Genomic DNA, 20,449 nt, shown 5'->3' on the forward strand with positions numbered 1-20,449 from the left:
CGCAGGTCCCGCCCATAATGGTTGGGAACCCTGGTCTCATGGGGTACAGGCCCCTTCCTTAGAAGGGTGGGCAGAACGGGGCAAAGGTGTTGAAACTCTTTCATCCTTCTGGGTGGGGAGCGGGGCAAAGGGGCGCTAACACAAGTTTTAGAGTTTCTCAAATCACTATAATTTTAAACAAATGAGGAGGAAAAACATGGAAGAAAGAAATCATAACTTTGATACTTTAATGATTCATGCGGGTTTTGAAAAAGAGCCGACCACCGGGGCTAACGTAGTACCAATTTACCAGACTTCATCTTATACCTTTGAAGACTCAGCTCATGCCCTTAGGCTTTTCAACATGGAAGAATCCGGGAATATATATACACGTATAATGAACCCAACGACCGATGTGTTGGAGAAAAGAGTTGCTGCTTTGGAAGGTGGTGTAGGTGCTTTAGCCACTTCCTCGGGGCAAGCTGCAGAAGCGATTGCGGTGTTAAACATTATGGAAGAAGGAGATGAAATACTTACAGCAAGCTCTTTGTATGGTGGAACTTTCACATTATTTAAAAATTCTTTGAGTAAATTTGGAATAAAGCCCAACTTCTTTGATATTGACGATATGGATAGCTTGAAAAATAATATAAATAATCGGACAAAGGCGGTTTATGTGGAAACTATCGGGAATCCCGAACTTTCTGTACCTGATTTTGAGCGGATTTCTAAGATAGCTCATGAGAATGGTATTCCTTTGATCGTAGATAACACCTTCGCCACACCTTACCTGTGCAAACCTTTCGAATTTGGTGCTGATATCGTTGTTCACTCTTTAACCAAATATTTGAACGGGCACGGTAATTCAATTGGTGGAATTATCGTTGATAGTGGAAATTTCGACTGGAACAATGGTAAATTCGGTATGTTAACTGAAGAAGACCCTGCTTTTCATGGGATAAGCTTTTATAAAAGATTTGGCAACTCTGCCTATATCTCGAAAGCTCGTTCCCAATGGTTAAGAGATCTAGGTGCTTCAATAAGTCCTTTCAATTCTTTTTTAATATTGCAAGGCATTGAAACATTGAGTTTGAGAATGGAAAGACATTGTTCTAACGCAATGAAAATTGCAGAATTTCTATCCGAGGATTCGAGGGTGAGCTGGGTAAATTATCCGGGATTGAAAAATCATAAAACTCATAAAAATGCAGTTAAATATCTAAAACATGGTTTTGGAGGCATGCTTTCCTTTGGAGTAAAAGGTGGAGTAGAAGCAGGGAAAAGATTTATTGAAGGGTTAAGAATATTTTCCCATGTTGCTAATGTTGGGGATGTTCGATCACTCGCCGTTCATCCGGCTAGTACTACGCATGGGCAGTTAAGTGAAGAAGAACAGTTGGCTTCTGGGGTAAGTCCTGATATGATTAGACTATCCGTTGGGATAGAAGACATAGATGATTTGATTGAGGATATTGATTCAGCTCTAACTAAAGCGACTAATAATTAATAACCATTTTTTAAGTTCATCCGGGACAGAACGAAAGGAGTGTTAAAAGTGCCTATAAAAATACCTGAAAACTTACCTGCTGCAGATGTATTGAGAAAAGAAAACATATTTCTAATGACTGAAGAGAGGGCGATACATCAAGATATAAGACCTTTAGAGATTGTTATTTTGAATCTAATGCCGAACAAGATAGTTGCCGAAACTCAATTATTGCGCTTGTTAGGAAACACCCCTTTGCAAGTAAATGTAGTGCTTTTAAAGATGGTATCACATAGCCACAAAAACGTATCGCAAGAGTACTTAGACACCTTTTATAAATCTTTTGATCAGATAAATCACAGAAAGTTTGATGGATTAATCATTACAGGGGCCCCCGTTGAAACTCTTGATTTTGAACAAGTGGATTATTGGGAAGAGCTGAAAGAAGTGATGGAATGGTCAAAGAAAAATGTGTTCTCTACTCTTCATATTTGTTGGGGTGCTCAAGCGGGGTTGTACTATCATTATGGTATAAACAAATATCATGTATCAAAGAAGATATTCGGTGTATTCGAGCATTCGGTAAGTTGTGAAGACTCGCCATTGGTTAGAGGTTTTGATGATACGTTTTGGGTTCCTCATTCTAGACATACCCAGATTAAAAGGGAAGATATTGAACCTATAAAAGAACTAATAATCCTAGCTGAATCTAAAAAAGCTGGTGTTTATTTAGTTGAAAGAAAAGATGGTAGGCAAGTTTTTGTTACAGGACACCCGGAATACGATCCAGAGGTTTTAAAAAAAGAATACTATCGTGATTTAGAAAAAGGTATGGACATTGATATCCCTGTGAACTACTTCCCACATGATGATCCAGAAAAACGTCCCGTAGTAAGATGGCGAAGTCATGCTTATATTTTATTCAACAATTGGTTAAATTACTATGTTTATCAACAAACCCCATACAACCTTGATAATATTGACGAAGCAATTTTTTAAGAATCAAAAAAACTGTAGAGCTAACCTATTAGTTGCTCTACAGTTTCATTAACTTTATACAATATTTTAGAATTTAATTTTTGGTTGAAACCAATTCTTTTGTTTCTCTTGCTATCATAAGCTCTTCGTTTGTAGGAACTACCAGCACCTCAACCTTAGAATCAGGAGTACTTATGACCCTTTCTAAGCCTTTAAAATTATTTTTCTCTTTATCTATCTTTACACCAAGATAAGTTAAATACTTTTCACATATTTCTTCCCTTGTTACTGGAGAATTCTCTCCTACACCAGCGGTAAACACGATAACATCTACCCCGTTCATCGCTGCCGCATAAGCTCCAATATACTTGGCTATCCTATACTCATAAATATCAAGTGCAAGCCGACAAACTTTGTCTCCTTCTAATGCTTTATCTTCAATATCCCTCATATCACTTGAGAAACCTTTCGTTATTCCATAGACTCCACTTTTATTGTTCAATATTTCTACTACTTCTTTTGCTGTTAATCCCTCTTCTTGAGCCAAAAATGAAACGATGGCAGGATCTATATCCCCACTTCTTGTTCCCATAACTAAACCCTCTAAAGGAGTGAATCCCATTGAAGTGTCGAAAGATTCACCATTTTTTACAGCGGCAATGGATGCCCCGTTTCCAATGTGTGAGGTTATGATTTTAAGAGTTTTTATATCTTTTCCCAATATCTCAGCCGCCCTTCTTGAAACATATTTATGGCTTGTGCCGTGGAACCCATAACGCCGTATCTTGTATTTTTCGTAGTACTCATAAGGAATTGCATACAAGAAAGAAATCTTTGGCATAGTTTGGTGGAAAGAAGTATCAAATACCGCAATTTGTGGAACATTGGGTAGAAGCTCCATCGCCGCCTTTATTCCCATGACATTTGCTGGATTGTGCAAAGGTGCCAAAAATGACATCATTTCAATTGCATCCAAAGACTCCTTATCAATAATAACAGAAGAAGAAAATCGTTCGCCCCCGTGCACCACTCTGTGTCCAACCGCATCTATTTCGTTTAGAGACGAAATGACCTTGTAATCTTCAGAAGTTAAGAGATCTAAAACTTCTTTTAATCCTTCTTCATGATTTTTTATAACCTTCTCTATAACATATTTTTCTTCGTTTTTTCTGTGGATGATTCTTGATCCTTCTATACCTATTCTTTCGACTAATCCTTTGGCTAAAACTTTTTCTGTATCCATTTCAAGAAGTTGATATTTAATTGAAGAACTACCTGAGTTGATCACTAAAACCTTCATGTTTTTCCTCCTCGCGCAAACGATTTTTTAACCGTTAAATTATACAACAATATAGGAAAAATTTCAAATAAAATGCATTCAAGAATAATAAATTGCAATAATTTATTTTGATAGCAGCTAATTATGATCTAACATATAAAAAACATTCTCTTTCTGGACAGTGTGTAACACCTGTGCTATAAGTCCTAGTTGAAGATTATAATCACAACATATTGACAAATTTTGATTTTACTCATATAATAATAACACATCAAATATTTTTGATGTGTTATTATTATATGTGAGGTTTTCCTAGAATGCAAATATTAAAAGAGATTTGGGAATTTATTCAATATCAGTTTCTTGGCATGAAATGGCTTAATACCTTGATTGAAAATATCCTTTCAGGTCTAGGAGTAGATACATCTACCCGCATAGGTGGTAGCATCGAGTTTTTCCTATATGATGTCATTAAGATAATCATACTGCTGTGTTTACTGATTTTCTTTATCAGTTACATTCAAAGCTTTTTTCCACCAGAACGGAGTAAGAAAATATTAGGTCGATTCCAAGGTGTTGGCGCTAACTCCGTCGCGGCTTTACTAGGCACGGTAACGCCTTTTTGTTCTTGTTCATCCATTCCTTTGTTTATCGGATTTACATCTGCAGGGCTTCCTGTGGGGGTAACTTTCTCGTTTCTTATCTCTTCCCCCATGGTCGACCTAGGTTCACTGCTTCTGCTTATGAGTATTTTCGGAGCAAAAGTCGCGGTCGTGTATGTAATACTCGGATTGATTATCGCGGTAGTAGGTGGTACGGTTATAGAAAAGTTACGAATGGGAAAGTACGTTGAAAGCTTTATTATAATGGCTGGAAATGTAGATATAGAAGCACCCAACCTGACGAGAAAGGATAGACTGGTTTACTCTAAGGACCAAATACTGTCCACCTTTAAAAAGGTGTTTCCATATATTCTGATCGGTGTAGGCATTGGCGCCATTATTCACAACTGGATTCCCGGGGAATGGATTAACGCCGTGCTCGGTAGTAAAAATCCGTTTGGAGTCGTTTTAGCCACACTTGTCGGTATACCGATGTATGCTGACATCTTTGGTGTCATCCCAATTGCAGAAGCTCTATTATCTAAAGGTGCTGATCTCGGCACCGTTCTTTCGTTTATGATGGCGGTCACAACGCTGTCTATACCATCTATGATTATGTTGCGCAAAGCTGTCAAAACGGAGCTCTTGGCACTATTTATCGCAATCTGCACCATGGGTATCATTATTGTAGGTTATTTTTTTAACGCTATTCAAGGATTGATCGTATAGTAGAAAAAAATATAAGTAAAAAACTTAGTGTCCAGCTATTGATTATACGATCTGTATGGAGTGTGGCATTTACATCACAAGGTGTTGTACCACACAAGGTTCAATTGTGTCTATAATCCAATTATATGTTGGAAAAGATTCCAAATAGTTGTTATCAATTAAACAACAAAAAATGAATAAAAAGGAGTGTAATAAAAATGTCACTATTTGAAAAGAAAAAGAAAGAAACAACATCCTGCTACGGAGAAAACCATGATACAGGAGGCATGGCAAAGCCACAACATGCTAAAACTGGGAGTGCTAGCGTTAAAATACTTGGAAGCGGATGTCCGAAATGCAATCAACTTGAAGCGGCAACAAAAGGGGCTCTCCAGAAGCTTGGTATGGATACGACGATTGACCATGTAACAGATTTTTCGGAAATTGCGGCTTATGGTGTTATGGCAACCCCTGCTCTCGTTGTGGAGGGGAAAGTGGTTTCTTATGGTAAAGTTTTAAAAACAGAAGAGATAGTGGAGATTCTTCAAAAAGTTAGGTCATGAAAAAGATGAATGAAATTGGCAAGCCGTGTCACAGATTTCGTTAGCAGGTTGTTGCACAAAGAACCCGTCGTAGCACATGTTATTTAGCAGTTTTTGAATACTGAATAAATTTTTAAGCTTTTGAAAGACAACCCCAAGCTCCGGTTCAGTTTTCCACCCGAAGATATAAAAGGTCTGCTGTGAGCAAACCTATATATGTGCATCTATGCTGGGCGCACATAAAAAACATCCGCTTCACGCGGATGTTTTTATACTACGGTTCATAATTATAATGCAGTATATCCTCCATCAATAACCAATTCAGAACCTGTCATGAACGAGGATTCATCGGAAGCCAAGAATAATGCTCCATTGGCAACTTCTTCAGGTTCAGCAGGTCTACCCAATACGGTAGTTCCAAGGAGTTCTTTAGCGGATTGTTCATCTTTTAACAGTTCGTCAGTCATCGGTGTTCTTATTACACCAGGATGTATAGAATTTACTCTAATGTTGTATTTAGCAAGTTCAGCAGCAACTGTTTTTGTTAACAATCTTGAAGCACCTTTTGAAGCATGGTACGCCACAGCAGCTCCACTACCTATGAGTCCATAAATAGAAGAAATATTGATTATAGAACCCTTTGTTACTTTCTTCATTGCGGGTAACACGTACTTTATACCTAAAAATTGGCTCTTTGCGTTTATGTTCATTACACGATCCCATTCTTCTTCTGAGGCGTTTTCTACTCCATTCATGCTTAAAATACCGGCATTGTTTACTAAAACATCTACCTTACCCCATTTCTCTGTTACCTGTTCAACAACTTTTTTCCATTCATCAGCTTTTGTAACATCAAGTTTTACAGCCATTGCTTCAAATCCATCTTTGTTGATTTTATCTGCTACCTCTTTTGCTTCGTTCTCTAAAATATCTGCAACAACAACCTTTGCCCCTTCTTTTGCAAAGAGTTCAGCTTCAGCTCTTCCCATTCCTCTTGCGGCTCCTGTAATAATAGCAACTTTCCCTTCCAATCTTCCTGCCATAATATGAATCCCTCCTTTTACTGTGAATATTTTCACAATTAACGATAAATAAAAACGACTAAATTAATCGTATCTAAATTATACCATATTTTTTTAAAAGAAAAAGCATTTATGTTAAAATATTAAAAAGAAATCTTTTTATGGAGGTGTATTATGTCAAAAAAAATAACCTACGGAATGGTTGGTGGATCCATAGATTCTATGATAGGTGAGGCACATAGAAATGCAATATTATCAGATGGAAGGGCAAGCATAGTTAGTGGCTGTTTTTCAAGGGATTATAAAAAAACATTAAAAACAGGCAAAAAATGGGGCATAAAGAAAGATAGATTGTATGAAAATTACTTGGAAATGGTCGAAGAGGAGAGCAAAAAGAAAAATAAAATTGATTTTGTCGTTATTGCTACTCCGAATGCTTCCCATTATGAAATAGCTAAAGCCTTCTTAGAAAAAGGTATAAATGTTGTCTGCGATAAACCACTGACAACAACAGTAAAAGAAGCCCAGGAGCTAAAACAGTTAGCAGATGATAACGATCTTTTGGTGTGTGTAACGTATTCATACGTGGGATATCCGATGGTCTCGTTAGCGAGGAACAAAATAGAAAAAGGTGAGTTAGGTGAAATAAGATTCGTTAATGTACAATATATTCAAGGATGGCTTGCAAAAAAGATCGAAGATGAAAACAAACAAGCCCAATGGAGGTTGGATCCAAACCAAAGTGGTTTGGCTAATACTACAGCCGACATAGGCAGTCATGTGGAAAACATGGTTTCATATCTTACTGGAAAAGAGATCGATAGTTTGTGTGCACGCCTTGATACTTTCGGTGAATCAAGAAAATTGGAAGATAATTCCACTGTGATGATAAATTTCAAAGATAAAAGTAAGGGATTACTTTTTATGTCTCAAATTGCTGTTGGAGAGAACAACAATTTTAGTGTTTCTGTGTTTGGTTCAGAAGCTACATTGAAATGGAGTTTTAATCAAGCAAACAAATTAACGATTTTGCGTGAAGACCAAAAAGAAGAGATAGTTCAAAATGTGAATGAAATTCCTGGAACGAACATAGGTTTCAAAAATACTTATTCCATGTTTATCACCGATTTAATAAATAAGAAGAACGGTGAAATTATAACCAACGATAATGCCCATTTTCAAAGTGTAAATGCGGGATTAAGAGGGATGAGTTTTATTGAAAAATGTGTAGAAAGTTCAAAAAATGGGAGCGTTTGGGTAAAGTTTTAAAACCAAACTCGATAGGGTGCACTTCGGGGCAAACCCATATTCCTTTATCCTTATGGGTGGGGAGCGGGGTGAAAGGGCGCTAAAGAAAGGTTAGAGATGCTAAAGAAAGTAAAAATTTCAACTAAGAGGAGGGGTAAAATATGTTCAAAAGACTGACTTATGGAATGGTAGGAGGAAGTAAAGACTCTCAAATAGGTATAGTCCACAGAAAAGCTATAAATCTGCACGGGAAGGCAGAATTAGTCTGTGGAAGTTTTTCAAGAAACTTCAAAAACACTTTGGCAACAGGCAAAGAGTTAAAAATAGATGAGAAAAGATTGTATAAAAATTATGAAGAAATGGCTGAGGAGGAGTCTAAAAGGGCCGACAAAATAGATTTTGTATCCATTGTCACACCCAACAGTTCACATTATGAAGTCGCAAAAAAATTTTTAGAATCTGGAATAAATGTGATGTGTGAAAAGCCGTTAACCATAACTCTAAAAGAAGCTGAAGAGCTAAAACAGTTGGCAAGAAAAAACAATCTACTTTTTGCGGTTGCTTACACCTTTACAGGTTATTCAATGTTAAGATACGCCAGAGAGTTAATTAAAAGAGGGGAAATAGGCGAGATTAGATTTATCAATGCTCGATACCTAAGTGAGTGGATGGCAAAGGTTCCCTTTGCCGGTAAAAATTCTCGCCACGAGTGGAGATCGGATCCAAAAGTTTCGGGTGTATCCAACTGTGTCGCTGATATAGGGGTACATGTGGAAAGCGTAGTTTCTTTTTTAACAGGGTTGAAGATAAAGTCCTTAAATGCCAGAATGGACAAGTTTGTTGAGCCAGATAGGCTAGACGATAATGCATCTATACTAATAAATTATGATAATGGGGCAGAAGGCATATACTGGACATCTCAAATTGCTATGGGCCATGAAAATACTTTAGATATCGGTATATATGGAACAAAAGGATCTATAGAATGGTCACAAGAGCACGCAAATTATTTAAAGATCTCAAAAGTTAACCACCCTTTTATAACTTTATCAAGGGGAAGCGAAGAGGTTGATGATTTTATTAAAAACGATTATGTGACTCCTGGTGGGCATCAGGAAGGTTACGTTGAAGCATTTGCAAGGGTATACGATAAGTTTATAAGCGCAATTACAAAAAAGAAAAAAGGAGAACTTTTAGAACAAAGAGACTTAGATTTCCCCACTGTAGAAGACGGAGTGGAGGGAATGCGGTTTATAGAAAGGTGTGTAGAAAGTTCAGAAAAAGGCTTTAGTTGGGTAGAATTTTAAGATTATTTTGTTTCGATTTCTGAAAAAAGTAAAAAGCGGTTTAAATTTTATTAAATTACCAAAAGATAAAAAATGGTATAATTAATCAGGTATATTATTAGTGAATTTTTTAACTTGTTTCCTTATGTGTGTGGTCAGAAACTTTCCCCTTCTTTATGCGTAGGCTACAGGATTTAAGGGACCGAAGGTCCCTTCCATAGAAGGGTGGGCAGTGGGGTGAAAGGGGTAAAGTTTCTTCATCCTTCTGGGTGGGGAGCGGGGCAAAAGGGACGCTATATGTGTAATAAAACCTAATTATACGAGGAGGAAGAAATGAATGGATGGACTTCTTGAGAACAAATTAAAGGACATCGAAACTTATCTTAATTCACTCGATTTGACGAACAAAACCGAAGAAGAAAGAAGAAGTTTTCTGATTGAAGTTTTGCATAAAGTTCAAGAAAATTTAGGATATATCCCAAATGAAGTACAAAAATTAGTGGCCAAAAAACTGAAGATCCCTTCTTCTCAAGTTTATGGTGTTGTGACTTTCTATAATTTTTTCTCCACAAAACCTAAAGGTAAGTATCCTATAAGCGTGTGCTTAGGAACAGCTTGTTACGTGGGAGGAGCAAATGAAATCTTAGACGAATTCAAAAAGATTTTAAATGTTGAGGAAGAAGAGGTAACCGAGGATGGATTATTTTCCATTCATCCGGTTAGGTGTTTAGGTGCTTGTGGTTTGGCACCGGTGGTAAAAATAGGGGAAAAAGTACATGGGAGACTTAAAAGAAACGATGTAAGAAAAATAATTAGAGAGTATAGAGCCAAAGAGAAAAATAGTTAATAGGAGGTTTTTCCATGCCTAAATTAAATAGTTTAGAGCAATTAGAATCGTTGATAAATGAACTCAAAGAAAAAGAAAATAAGAATAAAATTGTATTAAAAGTTGCTTTGGGGACTTGTGGTATCTCAGCAGGAGCTGATGAAACTTATGAAGAGCTTCTAAAAGAGGTAGAAGAAGAAAAATTAGAAAATATTGAAGTTATTAAGACAGGATGTTTAGGGTACTGCTATGCTGAGCCAACAGTAGAAGTTAATGAACCTGGCAAAGAACCAGTATTGTATGGTAACGTTACGAAATCGAGAGTAAAAGATCTTGTAAAAACTCATTTAGTGGAAGGAAAAATCGCAGAAGAATTGTTGATAGAGGAAACCCACAAAAAAGCAATTTGAGGGAGGTAAAACGATGCCTGAACAAGTGAGAATCGTTTTAAGAAACGCTGGAAATATTGATCCTGAAAACATTGAAGATTATTTAAAAAATAACGGTTATTTAGCCCTAGCAAAAGCGCTTAACTCAAAAAGAGAAGAAGTAGTTCAAACAGTTTTAGATTCAAATTTGAGAGGTAGAGGTGGTGGTGGGTTTCCAACCGGTTTGAAATGGAAATTCGCTATGCAAGCTAAAGGAGACGAAAAATACGTAATATGTAATGCTGATGAAGGAGATCCTGGGGCATTTATGGATAGATCAGTATTAGAGGGAGATCCCCACTCTGTGTTAGAAGGTATGGCTATAGCTGGGTATGCAATTGGTGCTCAAAAAGGGATTATTTACATAAGAGCAGAGTATCCTTTGGCTGTTGCTAGGTTAAAAGTTGCTATTTCACAAGCTAAAAATTATGGATTGCTAGGAGAGAATATTTTAGAGAGTGATTTTTCTTTTGATATAGAGATCAGACTGGGAGCCGGGGCTTTTGTCTGTGGTGAAGAGACCGCTTTGATTCATTCGATAGAAGGTCTTCGTGGTGAGCCAACCAACAAACCGCCTTTTCCTGCCAATAGCGGTTTATGGAAAAAGCCGACCGTGATAAACAACGTTGAAACACTTGCAAATATAGCACCTATAATACTCAATGGAGCCGATTGGTTCAAACAATACGGAACAGAAAATTCTCCAGGAACAAAAGTGTTTGCACTTGCTGGAGACGTTAAAAAGGTTGGTCTCGTTGAGGTTCCAATGGGGACAACTTTAAGAGAGATAATCTTTGATATAGGTGGAGGGATCAAGGGGGATAAAAAGTTCAAAGCTGTTCAAACGGGAGGTCCTTCGGGAGGGTGCATTCCCGAAGAATACCTCGATACCCCTATAGACTACGACAGCCTTCAAACACTAGGCTCGATGATGGGTTCTGGTGGAATGATTGTAATGGATGAAGATACTTGTATGGTAGATGTTGCAAAATTCTATCTTCAATTTACAGTTGATGAATCCTGTGGTAAGTGTACTACATGCCGTGTGGGAAACGTAAGACTTTTAGAGATTTTGGAAAAAATAACTTCTGGGAATGCTCAATTGGAAGATCTCGATCATATGTTAACTTTGGCTAATGTCGTAAAAAATGGCTCTTTATGTGGTTTAGGACAAACTGCCCCAAATCCGATCCTCTCTACTTATAGGTATTTTGCGGATGAATATAAAGAACATATATTGGATAGAAACTGTCGAGCTGGCGTATGTAAAAATTTAATAAGGTACGAAATAATTCCAGAAAATTGTACAGGTTGTACGGCCTGTGCAAGGGTATGTCCTACTGAAGCGATACAAGGTGAATTAAGAAAACCTCATACAATAGATCAAGAAAAGTGTATAAAATGCGGGTCTTGTTACTCAACATGCAGGTTTAACGCTATAAGAATAGTATAAATATAGCTAAAAACTCCTTCATCCTTCTGGGTGGGGAGCGGAGCGAAGGGGCGCTAAATCAAATTTTTTCAAGAGGGAAAAAATTTTTGGTTAGGAGGGAAAAATAATAAATGCCAAAAGTATATATAAATGACCATGAATTTGAAGCTTCCGAAAAAGATACCGTTTTAATGGCTGTTCAAAAATTTGGGGGTTATATACCAACACTTTGTTATATGAACTTAAAGGATATTAATATCGAAAATAAGCCTTCTTCATGTAGAGTATGTATGGTTGAAATAGAAGGTAGAAGAACTTTAGCCCCAGCTTGTACAACGCCCGTATTTGAAGGAATGAAAATAAAAACACATTCCAGGATGGCAGTAGAAGCTCGAAGAACCGCTGTTCAGTTATTGTTATCCGATCATCCACAAGATTGTTTAAAATGTCCAAAAAATGGTGATTGCGAACTACAAAAAATCGCCTCTGAACTAAACATTGTGAACAATCCTTATTTTGGTAAAACATCTAATTACGACCTTGATATATCTGCTGCAATAATCAGGGATCCGAACAAATGTATTATGTGCAGAAGATGCGAAACCATGTGTAACGAATTTCAAACCGTTGGGGTTCTTTCAGCAATAGATAGAGGTTTTGGTGCTGTCGTTAAGCCTTCTTTTGATATGCCTTTAGAAGAAACGGCCTGTACGTTCTGCGGTCAATGTGTGGCGGTTTGTCCTACAGGGGCGCTAGTTGAAAGATCTTACATCGGCGAAGTATGGAAAGAATTGGAAAATGAAGAGAAGCACGTTGTAGTTCAAACCGCTCCTGCGGTGAGGGTGGCATTAGCAGAAGAATTCGGTTACGAGCCTGGAACTATCTCTACCGGGAAGTTGGTTGGTGCATTAAAATTAATGGGTTTTGATAAGGTCTTTGATACCAATTTTGGAGCTGATTTAACCATAATGGAGGAAGCTACAGAGTTCAAAGAAAGGTTAGAAAATGGAGGTTTTTTACCCATGCTGACTTCTTGTTGTCCAGGGTGGGTTAAATTTATTGAACATCAATTCCCTGACTTGCTCGAGATGCCTTCTTCTGCAAAGTCTCCTCAACAGATGTTTGGGGCGATTGCGAAGAGTTATTATGCACAAAAAAATAATATTGATCCCAAAAAGATGACCGTTGTATCCATAATGCCCTGTTTAGCCAAAAAGTACGAAGCAGCTAGAGAAGAAATAAATGCATCACCTGAATACAGAGATGTTGATTATGTATTGACTACCAGAGAACTGGCAAAAATGATCAAAGAAGCAGGAATTAATTTCAAAGCTGTCCCAGAAAGGGAGTACGATAGTCCTTTAGGAGAATCCACCGGTGCTGCGGCTATCTTTGGTAGAACAGGAGGAGTTGCAGAGGCGGCTTTAAGAACCGCTTATGAATGGATAACTGGGAATGAACTAAAAGAAGTAGAATTTGAGCAGCTTCATGGATATGACTCTCTAAGAGTTGCAGAAGTTGAAATTAATGGTAAAAAATTAAGAGTTGGAGTTGCTTATGGCCTGGGTAATGCACGAAAACTCTTGGAAGACGTTCAATCGGGAAAGATAGAATTTCATTTAATCGAAATTATGGCTTGTCCAGGGGGTTGTGTAGGAGGCGGTGGACAACCGTACCATCATGGTGATTTCAACGTGATTAAAAAGAGAATCGAGGCATTAAATGTTGTTGACAAATCAAAGATAATTCGAAAGTCCCATGAAAATCCATCAATTGTTAGACTATACAACGAATATTTAGGAAAGCCCGGAAGCGAAAAATCACATCAATTGTTGCATACGCATTATATGGAAAGAGAATGGCTTTAAAAAAACTAAAGGCGGAGAAAATCCGCCTTTAGCTTAAATTAAAGCCACACTTTAAAGGTTTTTATTTCGTAAGGGGTTATATTGAATACGATTTTATTATCTTTAAACGCAGTTTCTTTTTCTGCTTCTTCGATTAAATTACATTCAACCGCTTTTTTTATAGTTCTAAAAAATTCTATTTCCACTTCCTTTTTTCTACTGCCTTTATCTTCGAAAAGTCTAACAAGTACAGAGTCATCATCTTCTGCTTTTTTTACGGTTTCGATTACCACATCAGAATCGTTGACCTTGATAAAAGAGAAATTATCAGGAAAACTTCCTTCTTCGTTTTTTTCTATCTTTTTAACTATTACAGGGTAATTCAATTTATAGGCTTCTTGTATTACTTGCGAATCTCTCCATGTTCCAGCGTGTGGTAGAAGAGAATAAATGAATACATGTTCTGTTCTATCAGCGGTTTCATCGGGTTCGATTGGGGATCTTAGAAGAGTGAGTCTCATAACGTTTTCTTTTATATCATACCCATGTTTACAATCGTTTAGTATGGAAACTCCATAGTTTGCTTCTGAAAGATCCGCCCACTTCTGTGTTGGGACTTCAAATTTTGCTATATCCCAACTTGTGTTGTTGGTTGTACTTCTTTCTATGTTTCCAAATTGTATGTTGTAGGTGGCTTTTGTACTCCTTACATTAACAGGAAAAGCTGTTTTTAATAAAACTTGTTTCTCTTTCCAATCAACATGGGTATCGAAATCGATTCTTCTTGTGTGGTTGTATACGATGACTTTCTGTTCAATAATGGAGTCATAAAACCTCCAGGAGAATTTTAAAACACCTTTTAAAGGATTCTCTTCAACTACTTTTACTTCGATTAAATCAGTAACCTCTTTCATCTTTTCATTGAAATAAGGAGAAATGTCCCATGCATCAAAAAAGTAAGGTTTATCTTCGAAGGTTTGTAGCACGTTTCCCAATTTCCCTTCTTCCAATACTTCCCTTTTATTTTCTTTATCGTATAATCTTTTAATCTGCCCTTTTTCGTTGAATTCGATTATATAGTATCTGTTTTCAATGTAATTTTCTTTCACAATCATTTTTTCATCAATTTGCTTCTGCTCCAAATTGGATACCTTAATACTTTTATAGCCAAAAGAGGGTATTCCTCTAACCAACGTTTTTTTACCGTTTTCTAACTCTACAATCTCGTCCCTTTCAAAGGGGGTGGTGTTGAATAATACCAAACTGTCTTCTTCGCTTTTTATTTCCTTTGAAATCATAGAAATAGCTCTTTCAATCTCTTTGTTAGCTATCCCCTTTATCTTTTCAAAATCCCTTCTTGCATCCTCATAGACCTCTCTTATTGAAGAACCTGGTAAAATATCGTGGAATTGGTTTAATAATAATAGTTCCCATCCTTCATTCAGAGAATTTTTAGGATATTGAAAATCTTTAAATAATTTCAAAGCCATTGAGTTTAATAACTCTGCGTTATGGTACAATACTTCTGATTTTCTGTTTTCCCTTTTCACAAAGGCTTGTGAAGTATACGTACCTCGATGTAATTCGAAGTACAACTCATCATCCCAAACTGGGACATTTTTATCTCTTATTCTCTCTTCCAATTTTTCAAAATAATCCTCTACTCTTCCCATCTCCACTTGGGGTAAACCTGGGATTTCTTTTATTGCTTGATAATTTTCTAACATTTCATATGTTGGGCCTCCGCCCCCATCTCCCCAACCGAAGACAAGAAGTAATTCATCGTTTATATCTTTTTGTTTGTAATTATCCCATATCCCTTTTATCGTGAAGGGTTCCACCATACCGTTGTAGGTATAATAATAATTGTTTTTATCAGGTGTTGTAATAAAATGGGATAAAATTTTAGTGCCATCGATGCCTTTCCACCAAAAAGTATCGTAAGGAAATTTGTTGATTTCATTCCAGCTTATTTTGGTTGTAGCAAAGTATTTCATCCCACTTTTCTTTATTATTTGAGGTAGGGCATATGTGTAACCAAATGCATCGGGCAACCATACAACCTTAGAATCAACTCCAAGCTCTTCTTTAAAAAACCTTTTCCCGAATAGTATCTGTCTTATCAAAAACTCACCTGGAGAAATATTAGAATCGGACTCTATCCACATACCACCAGTTGCTTCCCATCTGCCTTCTTTAATTTTTTCCTTTACTTTTTCATACAACTCAGGGTAATCATTTTTTAGGAACTTGTACAATGCCGGAGAAGAGTGCATAAATGCATATTCTGGATACTCTTGCATTAGATTGAGAACTGTCGAAAAGGTTCTTTGTGCTTTTTCTCTTGTGTGTAAAACAGTCCAAAGCCATGCCATATCTATATGAGAATGCCCTGTCAAAACAACTTTTGGAGAATCCATTTTAAAATTTCTTAGTTTTTTCAATTCTTCTTGCAAAAAATTATAACTGTCTTTTATTGATTCATAGTATTCTTTGGATCGGGGTTTTGTAAAATTGATTCTTTTGTAAGACTCATTTAGAATGTTGAACAATTTTACTTTTACAATATCATTTTGACTTAGTTGATCGATTGTGTCAAGAATATTCTTTGCTAGGAAATAGTACTTTTGTGAATATTTTTCTATTTTGTAAAGTTCCAAACCTGAAAATGTATAATTTAATTTCCCTCTCAAGCCAGTCCATGACCTTAAGTATATCTTCAATACATTTCCTTGTACGATCTTTGGAGATATTATAGCCTCTTTATGGTATTTGTCTATTCCTTGAACGAATTGACCATTTACAAAGAGTAAAGATTCAGGATAATCAGGAATAACGTCCAAATCACCATCTTTTTCTAAAGAAACCTTCAAAAAAAGCCTTTCTTCGCCAATATTCTCAGGCAGCTCGATATTTTTTCTAAACCAAAATACCTTATCGTATCCTCCCCACTTTTCCTCTATTTCTATCTTTTTCCAGTCTATTGAATCGTTGAATTCTGGTTTGAATCTTCTTTCTTTGTCTTCAAAGTATTCCATTTGCTGAATTTGCAGAATACTTAGAGTTTGAAATTTTTTTACTTCTCTTAATCCATTTTCTAACTTTTTCTTGGTTATGTTTTCTAACATGTTTTATATTGGCCTCCTAGATAGCGATCAAATTAATGATAACACAGCTAATAAGAGAAAATAGTAAAAAACAAGAAAAGAACTTTGAAAGTATTTAGTGCTTAATAAATCTTTATGCTTCCTTATATTTCACAAATAAAAATAAAGTACTATTGAGATACAAAAAGTTGTTGAGTAAAGTCTTTAAATAGTTTCAAAAATCTATCGGAGGTGAGTTTTGTGAAAAGGTTGGTTATGTTTGTATTTATGGTTTCTTTGTTAAGCGTTTTGTCTTTTCCTGTAACCATAGAGTTTTGGCATGCGATGAGTGGAGACAGGATAGCTTTGATCGAAGATATTGTGAGTGATTTTGAAGAGGCTTATCCGGATATAAATGTAAATGCACAATATTCAGGAAGTTATCCTGAAACACTGAATAAGCTTATTGCAGCGGTACAATCTGGGAACGCACCACACATAGTTCAGATTTACGAAATAGGTACAAGACTTATGATAGACAGTGGTGTCATCGTTCCAGTGCAAGATTTACTTGATCAAGATGATTCTTATGATGTAGGGGTTTTGTTGGAACCTATATTAAATTACTACAAAGTTGATGGAAAGTTGTACTCAATGCCTTTCAATTCATCTACTGCTTTGTTGTACTACAACAAAACGCTCTTTGAAGAAGCTGGCTTAGATCCAAATAGACCTCCTCAAACCTACGAAGAGCTGTTAGAATACTCTAGAATTTTAACAAAGAAAGACTCAAGTGGAACTACTGTTCAATACGGATTAACTTGGCCTACCCATTCGTGGATAATTGAACAACTTATGGCTGCCGCTGATGCACCACTTGTTAACAACGATAACGGAAGAACCGCCAGAGCAACAGAGGCTGTCTTCGATAGTGATGCAGGTTTAAAAATATTTGAACTGTTTGATCAATTGAACAAAGAAGGTCTAATTCTGAACACTACTAGGGAAGATTGGGATGCAGCTGGACAGAATTTCGTCTCAGGCAGAGCAGCTATGAATTTCTTTTCAACATCTGATGTAAAGATTTTTCAAGAAGGGTTAGAAAGCAATGGCTACGAGTTAGGAACAGCCTTTTTGCCTGTTCCAGATATAAGTGTCAGTGGAGGACCAGTCATTGGAGGAGCGAGCTTATGGTTGATAGATGGTCATCCGGACGAAGAAACCAAAGCTGCCTGGGAATTTTTGAAGTTTGTCAATCGTGAAGATCAACAAATTAGATGGCACCAAGGTACAGGATATTTTCCAGTAAGAAAAGATGCCATTCAGAGGTTGCACTATGAAGAATTTTATGCTGAGAACCCCAATTACTTCACTTCCTTATTGCAATTATTGTTAGCTAAAAGAGATTTCAACTCAGCTGGAGCAGTTATTGGCGTCTTCCCTGAAACCCGAGAAACTATAGAAATAGCGTATGAAAGAATGGTTGATGGACAAATGACACCTGAAGAGGCATTGAGTTGGGCTGAAAGCCAAGTGACAGAATTAATCCAAGAATATAACGAATTCTATCAGTAATCTATCAATCACATCTCTAAGATAATTCTATAATTTCAAATGTTATTAATCCAAGGAAGACTTTTTCTTCCTTGGATTTTTAGGAGGAAATAAAATATGAAGTGGGGAAAATACACACCTTATCTTTTGCTTGCACCTACACTAATAATTATTGCCCTTTTTATATATTGGCCAGCAATTAACTCTTTTCTAATGAGTTTTTACAAAATATCACCTTTTGGCGATAAGAGGATATTCGCGGGTTTTGACAACTACATTAAACTTTTTGAAAATGAGGCATATTGGGATGCTTTAAGGGTTACATTCATATATATAGTTACAACAGTAATAATAGTCATTATTTTAGGTTACCTTATTGCACAATTACTAGATAATAAGGTCTTTGGGGTAAAAATTTATAGAACTTTAATTTTTGTTCCTTATGTTATTTCCTTTACTATCGGAGGTGCGTTGTGGACCTTCATGTTGAACCCGGTTGCAGGACATGTGAATTATATTTTGTCAAGAATTACAGGAGAAAGTATTAATTGGTTAAATCAAGTGCCATATGCCTTAATTTCAATTATAGTTGCCAGTGTTTGGAAGATGCTGCCTTTTTCAATTATTTTCTATCTTGCAGGATTACAGTCCATATCGGAATCAATAATAGAGAGTTCTTTAATTGATGGGGCAAACGTATGGCAAAGGATGTGGAAAATAAAATTTCCTATACTTTCTCCCATTACATTTTACTTAGTTATTATGAACATTACCAATGGAATGTTTGAGTCGTTTGGGATCATTGACATTATGACAAGAGGAGGACCTTTAGGAAGCACAACAACTTTAATTTACAAACTATATCAAGATGCGTTCTTTTTCCAAAAAACGAGTTTAGCAGCAGCTGAAAGTGTTGTTCTATTTATAATTATGTCATTTATCACCTTTCTTTATTTTAGATTTGGTGAGAAAAGGGTTCATTATCAATGAAGGGAGTCAAGCAATAATGAGAAAATCGACTAGAGAAAAAGTTAATTATGTTTTTGTAGAGTTAGGGTTAATAATTGTGTCTTTTTTCATGTTCTTACCTTTTATACTGGCAATTTCTATGAGTTTTATGGAACCTACGGAGGTTTTCTCTTATCCACCTAAGTTTTTTCCTTCAAGTATCAATTTTAAAAATTACATCACAGCTATAGAACTTGTTCCAATGGGCAGAATGTTGTTCAATTCGTTGCTTGTGGCTTCATTTACAACATTAGGAAAGTTAATAACAGGAACATTCGCTGCTTATGCCTTTTCTTCTTTTCGATTTAAAGGAAAGAACATATTATTTTCCACACTCTTTGTAACTTTATTTTTGCCTGCCGAAACTGTTATGATTTTACCTTTGTTTATGCTGATGTCAAATCTCGGTTGGGTTAACACCTATTGGGCGCTGATAATACCTTTTACCGCCTCTGCAACCAATACCTTCCTATTTAGGCAACATTTTATGACGATCCCTCGTTCTTTAGAGGATGCAGCAAAAATAGATGGCGCTTCAGCTATGCAATACTTTTTTAAGGTGCTTATACCCTTGTCTGGACCAATAATCGCTGGAGCGGCTATTATCAATTTTGTTTATGCATGGAATATGTATCTTTGGCCTTTGATAGTTACCATGCAAGACAATATGAGGACGGTACAGGTTGGTGTAAAGATGTTGATCTCGGGAGAGACTAGTAACAATTGGGGAGTAATAATGGCAGGGACGTTGTTGGTTGCGTTACCTACCCTCATAATATTTTTTCTGCTTCAAGATTTGTTTGTAAAAAGTTTGGTAAATAGTGGGCTGAAGGAATAAATGGAGTAAAGCCATTTTTATTTTTAATAATGTAAATGATATAAATATAAGCAGGAGCCACAGGGGCTCCTGTTTTTTGATAAATTATTCCGGGCTTACCAATTTTGGGGGATAACCTATTTCATCCAATAAGTTTTCTATTTTTTCTGGTTCTTGTAATGTTTCAACTTCTACTTTTTTGTTTTCTAAATCAACGTTGAAATTTTGCACAATGCCCGAAGACTTTAATTGCCTTTCTATATTCATCTTGCAATGTTCGCAAGACATATCTGGAACATCAAATACGTATTTCATTATGCA

The 20,449-nt window shown here is 36.4% G+C and carries 17 protein-coding genes; 13 read left to right on the forward strand and 4 right to left on the reverse strand.

What is annotated here, in order from left to right; genetic code table 11:
- Window positions 1–196 precede the first annotated feature (196 nt).
- Together ACW9JY_RS03665 and metA are read left to right on the forward strand one after the other, a co-directional pair.
- On the forward strand, window positions 197–1,486 hold the full coding sequence (locus tag ACW9JY_RS03665) for an O-acetylhomoserine aminocarboxypropyltransferase/cysteine synthase family protein (RefSeq protein ID WP_457283428.1): 1,290 nt from the start codon (window positions 197–199) through the stop codon (window positions 1,484–1,486).
- Window positions 1,487–1,534: 48 nt separating this feature from the next.
- Window positions 1,535–2,464, forward strand: a complete 930-nt coding sequence (gene metA / locus ACW9JY_RS03670; RefSeq protein ID WP_103076351.1) for a homoserine O-acetyltransferase MetA — start codon at window positions 1,535–1,537, stop codon at window positions 2,462–2,464.
- A 73-nt stretch (window positions 2,465–2,537) separates the two neighbouring features.
- On the opposite strand, the gene ackA is transcribed toward metA, so the two are convergent.
- Window positions 2,538–3,743: an acetate kinase gene (gene ackA, locus ACW9JY_RS03675; RefSeq protein WP_457283429.1), complete on the reverse strand. Its 1,206-nt coding sequence runs from the start codon at window positions 3,741–3,743 to the stop codon at window positions 2,538–2,540.
- 296 nt (window positions 3,744–4,039) lie between these two features.
- Between ackA and ACW9JY_RS03680 the strand changes: the two genes are divergently transcribed.
- Complete coding sequence (locus ACW9JY_RS03680; RefSeq protein ID WP_457283430.1) at window positions 4,040–5,053, forward strand: permease; 1,014 nt, start codon at window positions 4,040–4,042, stop codon at window positions 5,051–5,053.
- Between the two features lie 197 nt (window positions 5,054–5,250).
- Window positions 5,251–5,595 (forward strand): thioredoxin family protein, encoded by a 345-nt coding sequence (locus ACW9JY_RS03685; RefSeq protein WP_457283431.1) that lies wholly within the window; start codon window positions 5,251–5,253, stop codon window positions 5,593–5,595.
- 266 nt (window positions 5,596–5,861) lie between these two features.
- Here ACW9JY_RS03685 and ACW9JY_RS03690 read toward each other — a convergent pair whose 3' ends face one another.
- On the reverse strand, window positions 5,862–6,617 hold the full coding sequence (locus tag ACW9JY_RS03690; protein WP_103076347.1) for an SDR family NAD(P)-dependent oxidoreductase: 756 nt from the start codon (window positions 6,615–6,617) through the stop codon (window positions 5,862–5,864).
- A gap of 153 nt (window positions 6,618–6,770) precedes the next feature.
- Here ACW9JY_RS03690 and ACW9JY_RS03695 point away from each other — a divergent pair, with 153 nt between their 5' ends.
- The 6 genes from ACW9JY_RS03695 to ACW9JY_RS03720 all read left to right on the forward strand — a co-directional run bounded on the left by ACW9JY_RS03695 (window position 6,771) and on the right by ACW9JY_RS03720 (window position 13,684).
- Window positions 6,771–7,865, forward strand: coding sequence for a Gfo/Idh/MocA family protein (locus ACW9JY_RS03695; RefSeq protein WP_457283432.1), 1,095 nt, complete (start codon window positions 6,771–6,773; stop codon window positions 7,863–7,865).
- A 140-nt stretch (window positions 7,866–8,005) separates the two neighbouring features.
- Window positions 8,006–9,151: a Gfo/Idh/MocA family protein gene (locus ACW9JY_RS03700; RefSeq protein WP_457283433.1), complete on the forward strand. Its 1,146-nt coding sequence runs from the start codon at window positions 8,006–8,008 to the stop codon at window positions 9,149–9,151.
- Between the two features lie 316 nt (window positions 9,152–9,467).
- Complete coding sequence (locus ACW9JY_RS03705) at window positions 9,468–9,977, forward strand: NADH-quinone oxidoreductase subunit NuoE family protein (protein WP_457283434.1); 510 nt, start codon at window positions 9,468–9,470, stop codon at window positions 9,975–9,977.
- Window positions 9,978–9,991: 14 nt separating this feature from the next.
- Window positions 9,992–10,366, forward strand: coding sequence for a (2Fe-2S) ferredoxin domain-containing protein (locus tag ACW9JY_RS03710; RefSeq protein WP_457283435.1), 375 nt, complete (start codon window positions 9,992–9,994; stop codon window positions 10,364–10,366).
- Between the two features lie 13 nt (window positions 10,367–10,379).
- A complete protein-coding gene (locus ACW9JY_RS03715) occupies window positions 10,380–11,837 on the forward strand; it encodes an NADH-ubiquinone oxidoreductase-F iron-sulfur binding region domain-containing protein (protein ID WP_457283436.1) in 1,458 nt (485 codons plus the stop codon).
- Between the two features lie 110 nt (window positions 11,838–11,947).
- The gene (locus ACW9JY_RS03720) at window positions 11,948–13,684 is read left to right on the forward strand and encodes an NADH-dependent [FeFe] hydrogenase, group A6 (RefSeq protein ID WP_457283437.1); all 1,737 of its coding nucleotides are present in this window, start codon (window positions 11,948–11,950) and stop codon (window positions 13,682–13,684) included.
- A 38-nt stretch (window positions 13,685–13,722) separates the two neighbouring features.
- Here the strand turns inward: ACW9JY_RS03720 and ACW9JY_RS03725 are convergent, their stop codons facing one another.
- Window positions 13,723–16,791, reverse strand: coding sequence for an alpha-mannosidase (locus tag ACW9JY_RS03725; RefSeq protein ID WP_457283438.1), 3,069 nt, complete (start codon window positions 16,789–16,791; stop codon window positions 13,723–13,725).
- Window positions 16,792–17,010: 219 nt separating this feature from the next.
- Here ACW9JY_RS03725 and ACW9JY_RS03730 point away from each other — a divergent pair, with 219 nt between their 5' ends.
- The 3 genes from ACW9JY_RS03730 (at window position 17,011) to ACW9JY_RS03740 (ending at window position 20,149) form a co-directional block, all read left to right on the forward strand.
- Entirely contained in the window at window positions 17,011–18,324 is a 1,314-nt protein-coding gene (locus tag ACW9JY_RS03730; RefSeq protein ID WP_457283439.1) for an ABC transporter substrate-binding protein, read from the forward strand.
- A gap of 96 nt (window positions 18,325–18,420) precedes the next feature.
- A complete protein-coding gene (locus tag ACW9JY_RS03735) occupies window positions 18,421–19,293 on the forward strand; it encodes a carbohydrate ABC transporter permease (protein ID WP_103898380.1) in 873 nt (290 codons plus the stop codon).
- A gap of 16 nt (window positions 19,294–19,309) precedes the next feature.
- On the forward strand, window positions 19,310–20,149 hold the full coding sequence (locus ACW9JY_RS03740; protein WP_103077010.1) for a carbohydrate ABC transporter permease: 840 nt from the start codon (window positions 19,310–19,312) through the stop codon (window positions 20,147–20,149).
- A gap of 84 nt (window positions 20,150–20,233) precedes the next feature.
- On the opposite strand, the gene ACW9JY_RS03745 is transcribed toward ACW9JY_RS03740, so the two are convergent.
- Window positions 20,234–20,443 carry a heavy-metal-associated domain-containing protein gene (locus ACW9JY_RS03745; RefSeq protein ID WP_103077009.1) on the reverse strand — a complete coding sequence of 70 codons (210 nt, stop codon included), beginning with the start codon at window positions 20,441–20,443 and terminating at the stop codon, window positions 20,234–20,236.
- Between the last annotated feature and the right edge of the window lie 6 nt (window positions 20,444–20,449).

Source organism: Petrotoga sp. DB-2, assembly GCF_054051725.1.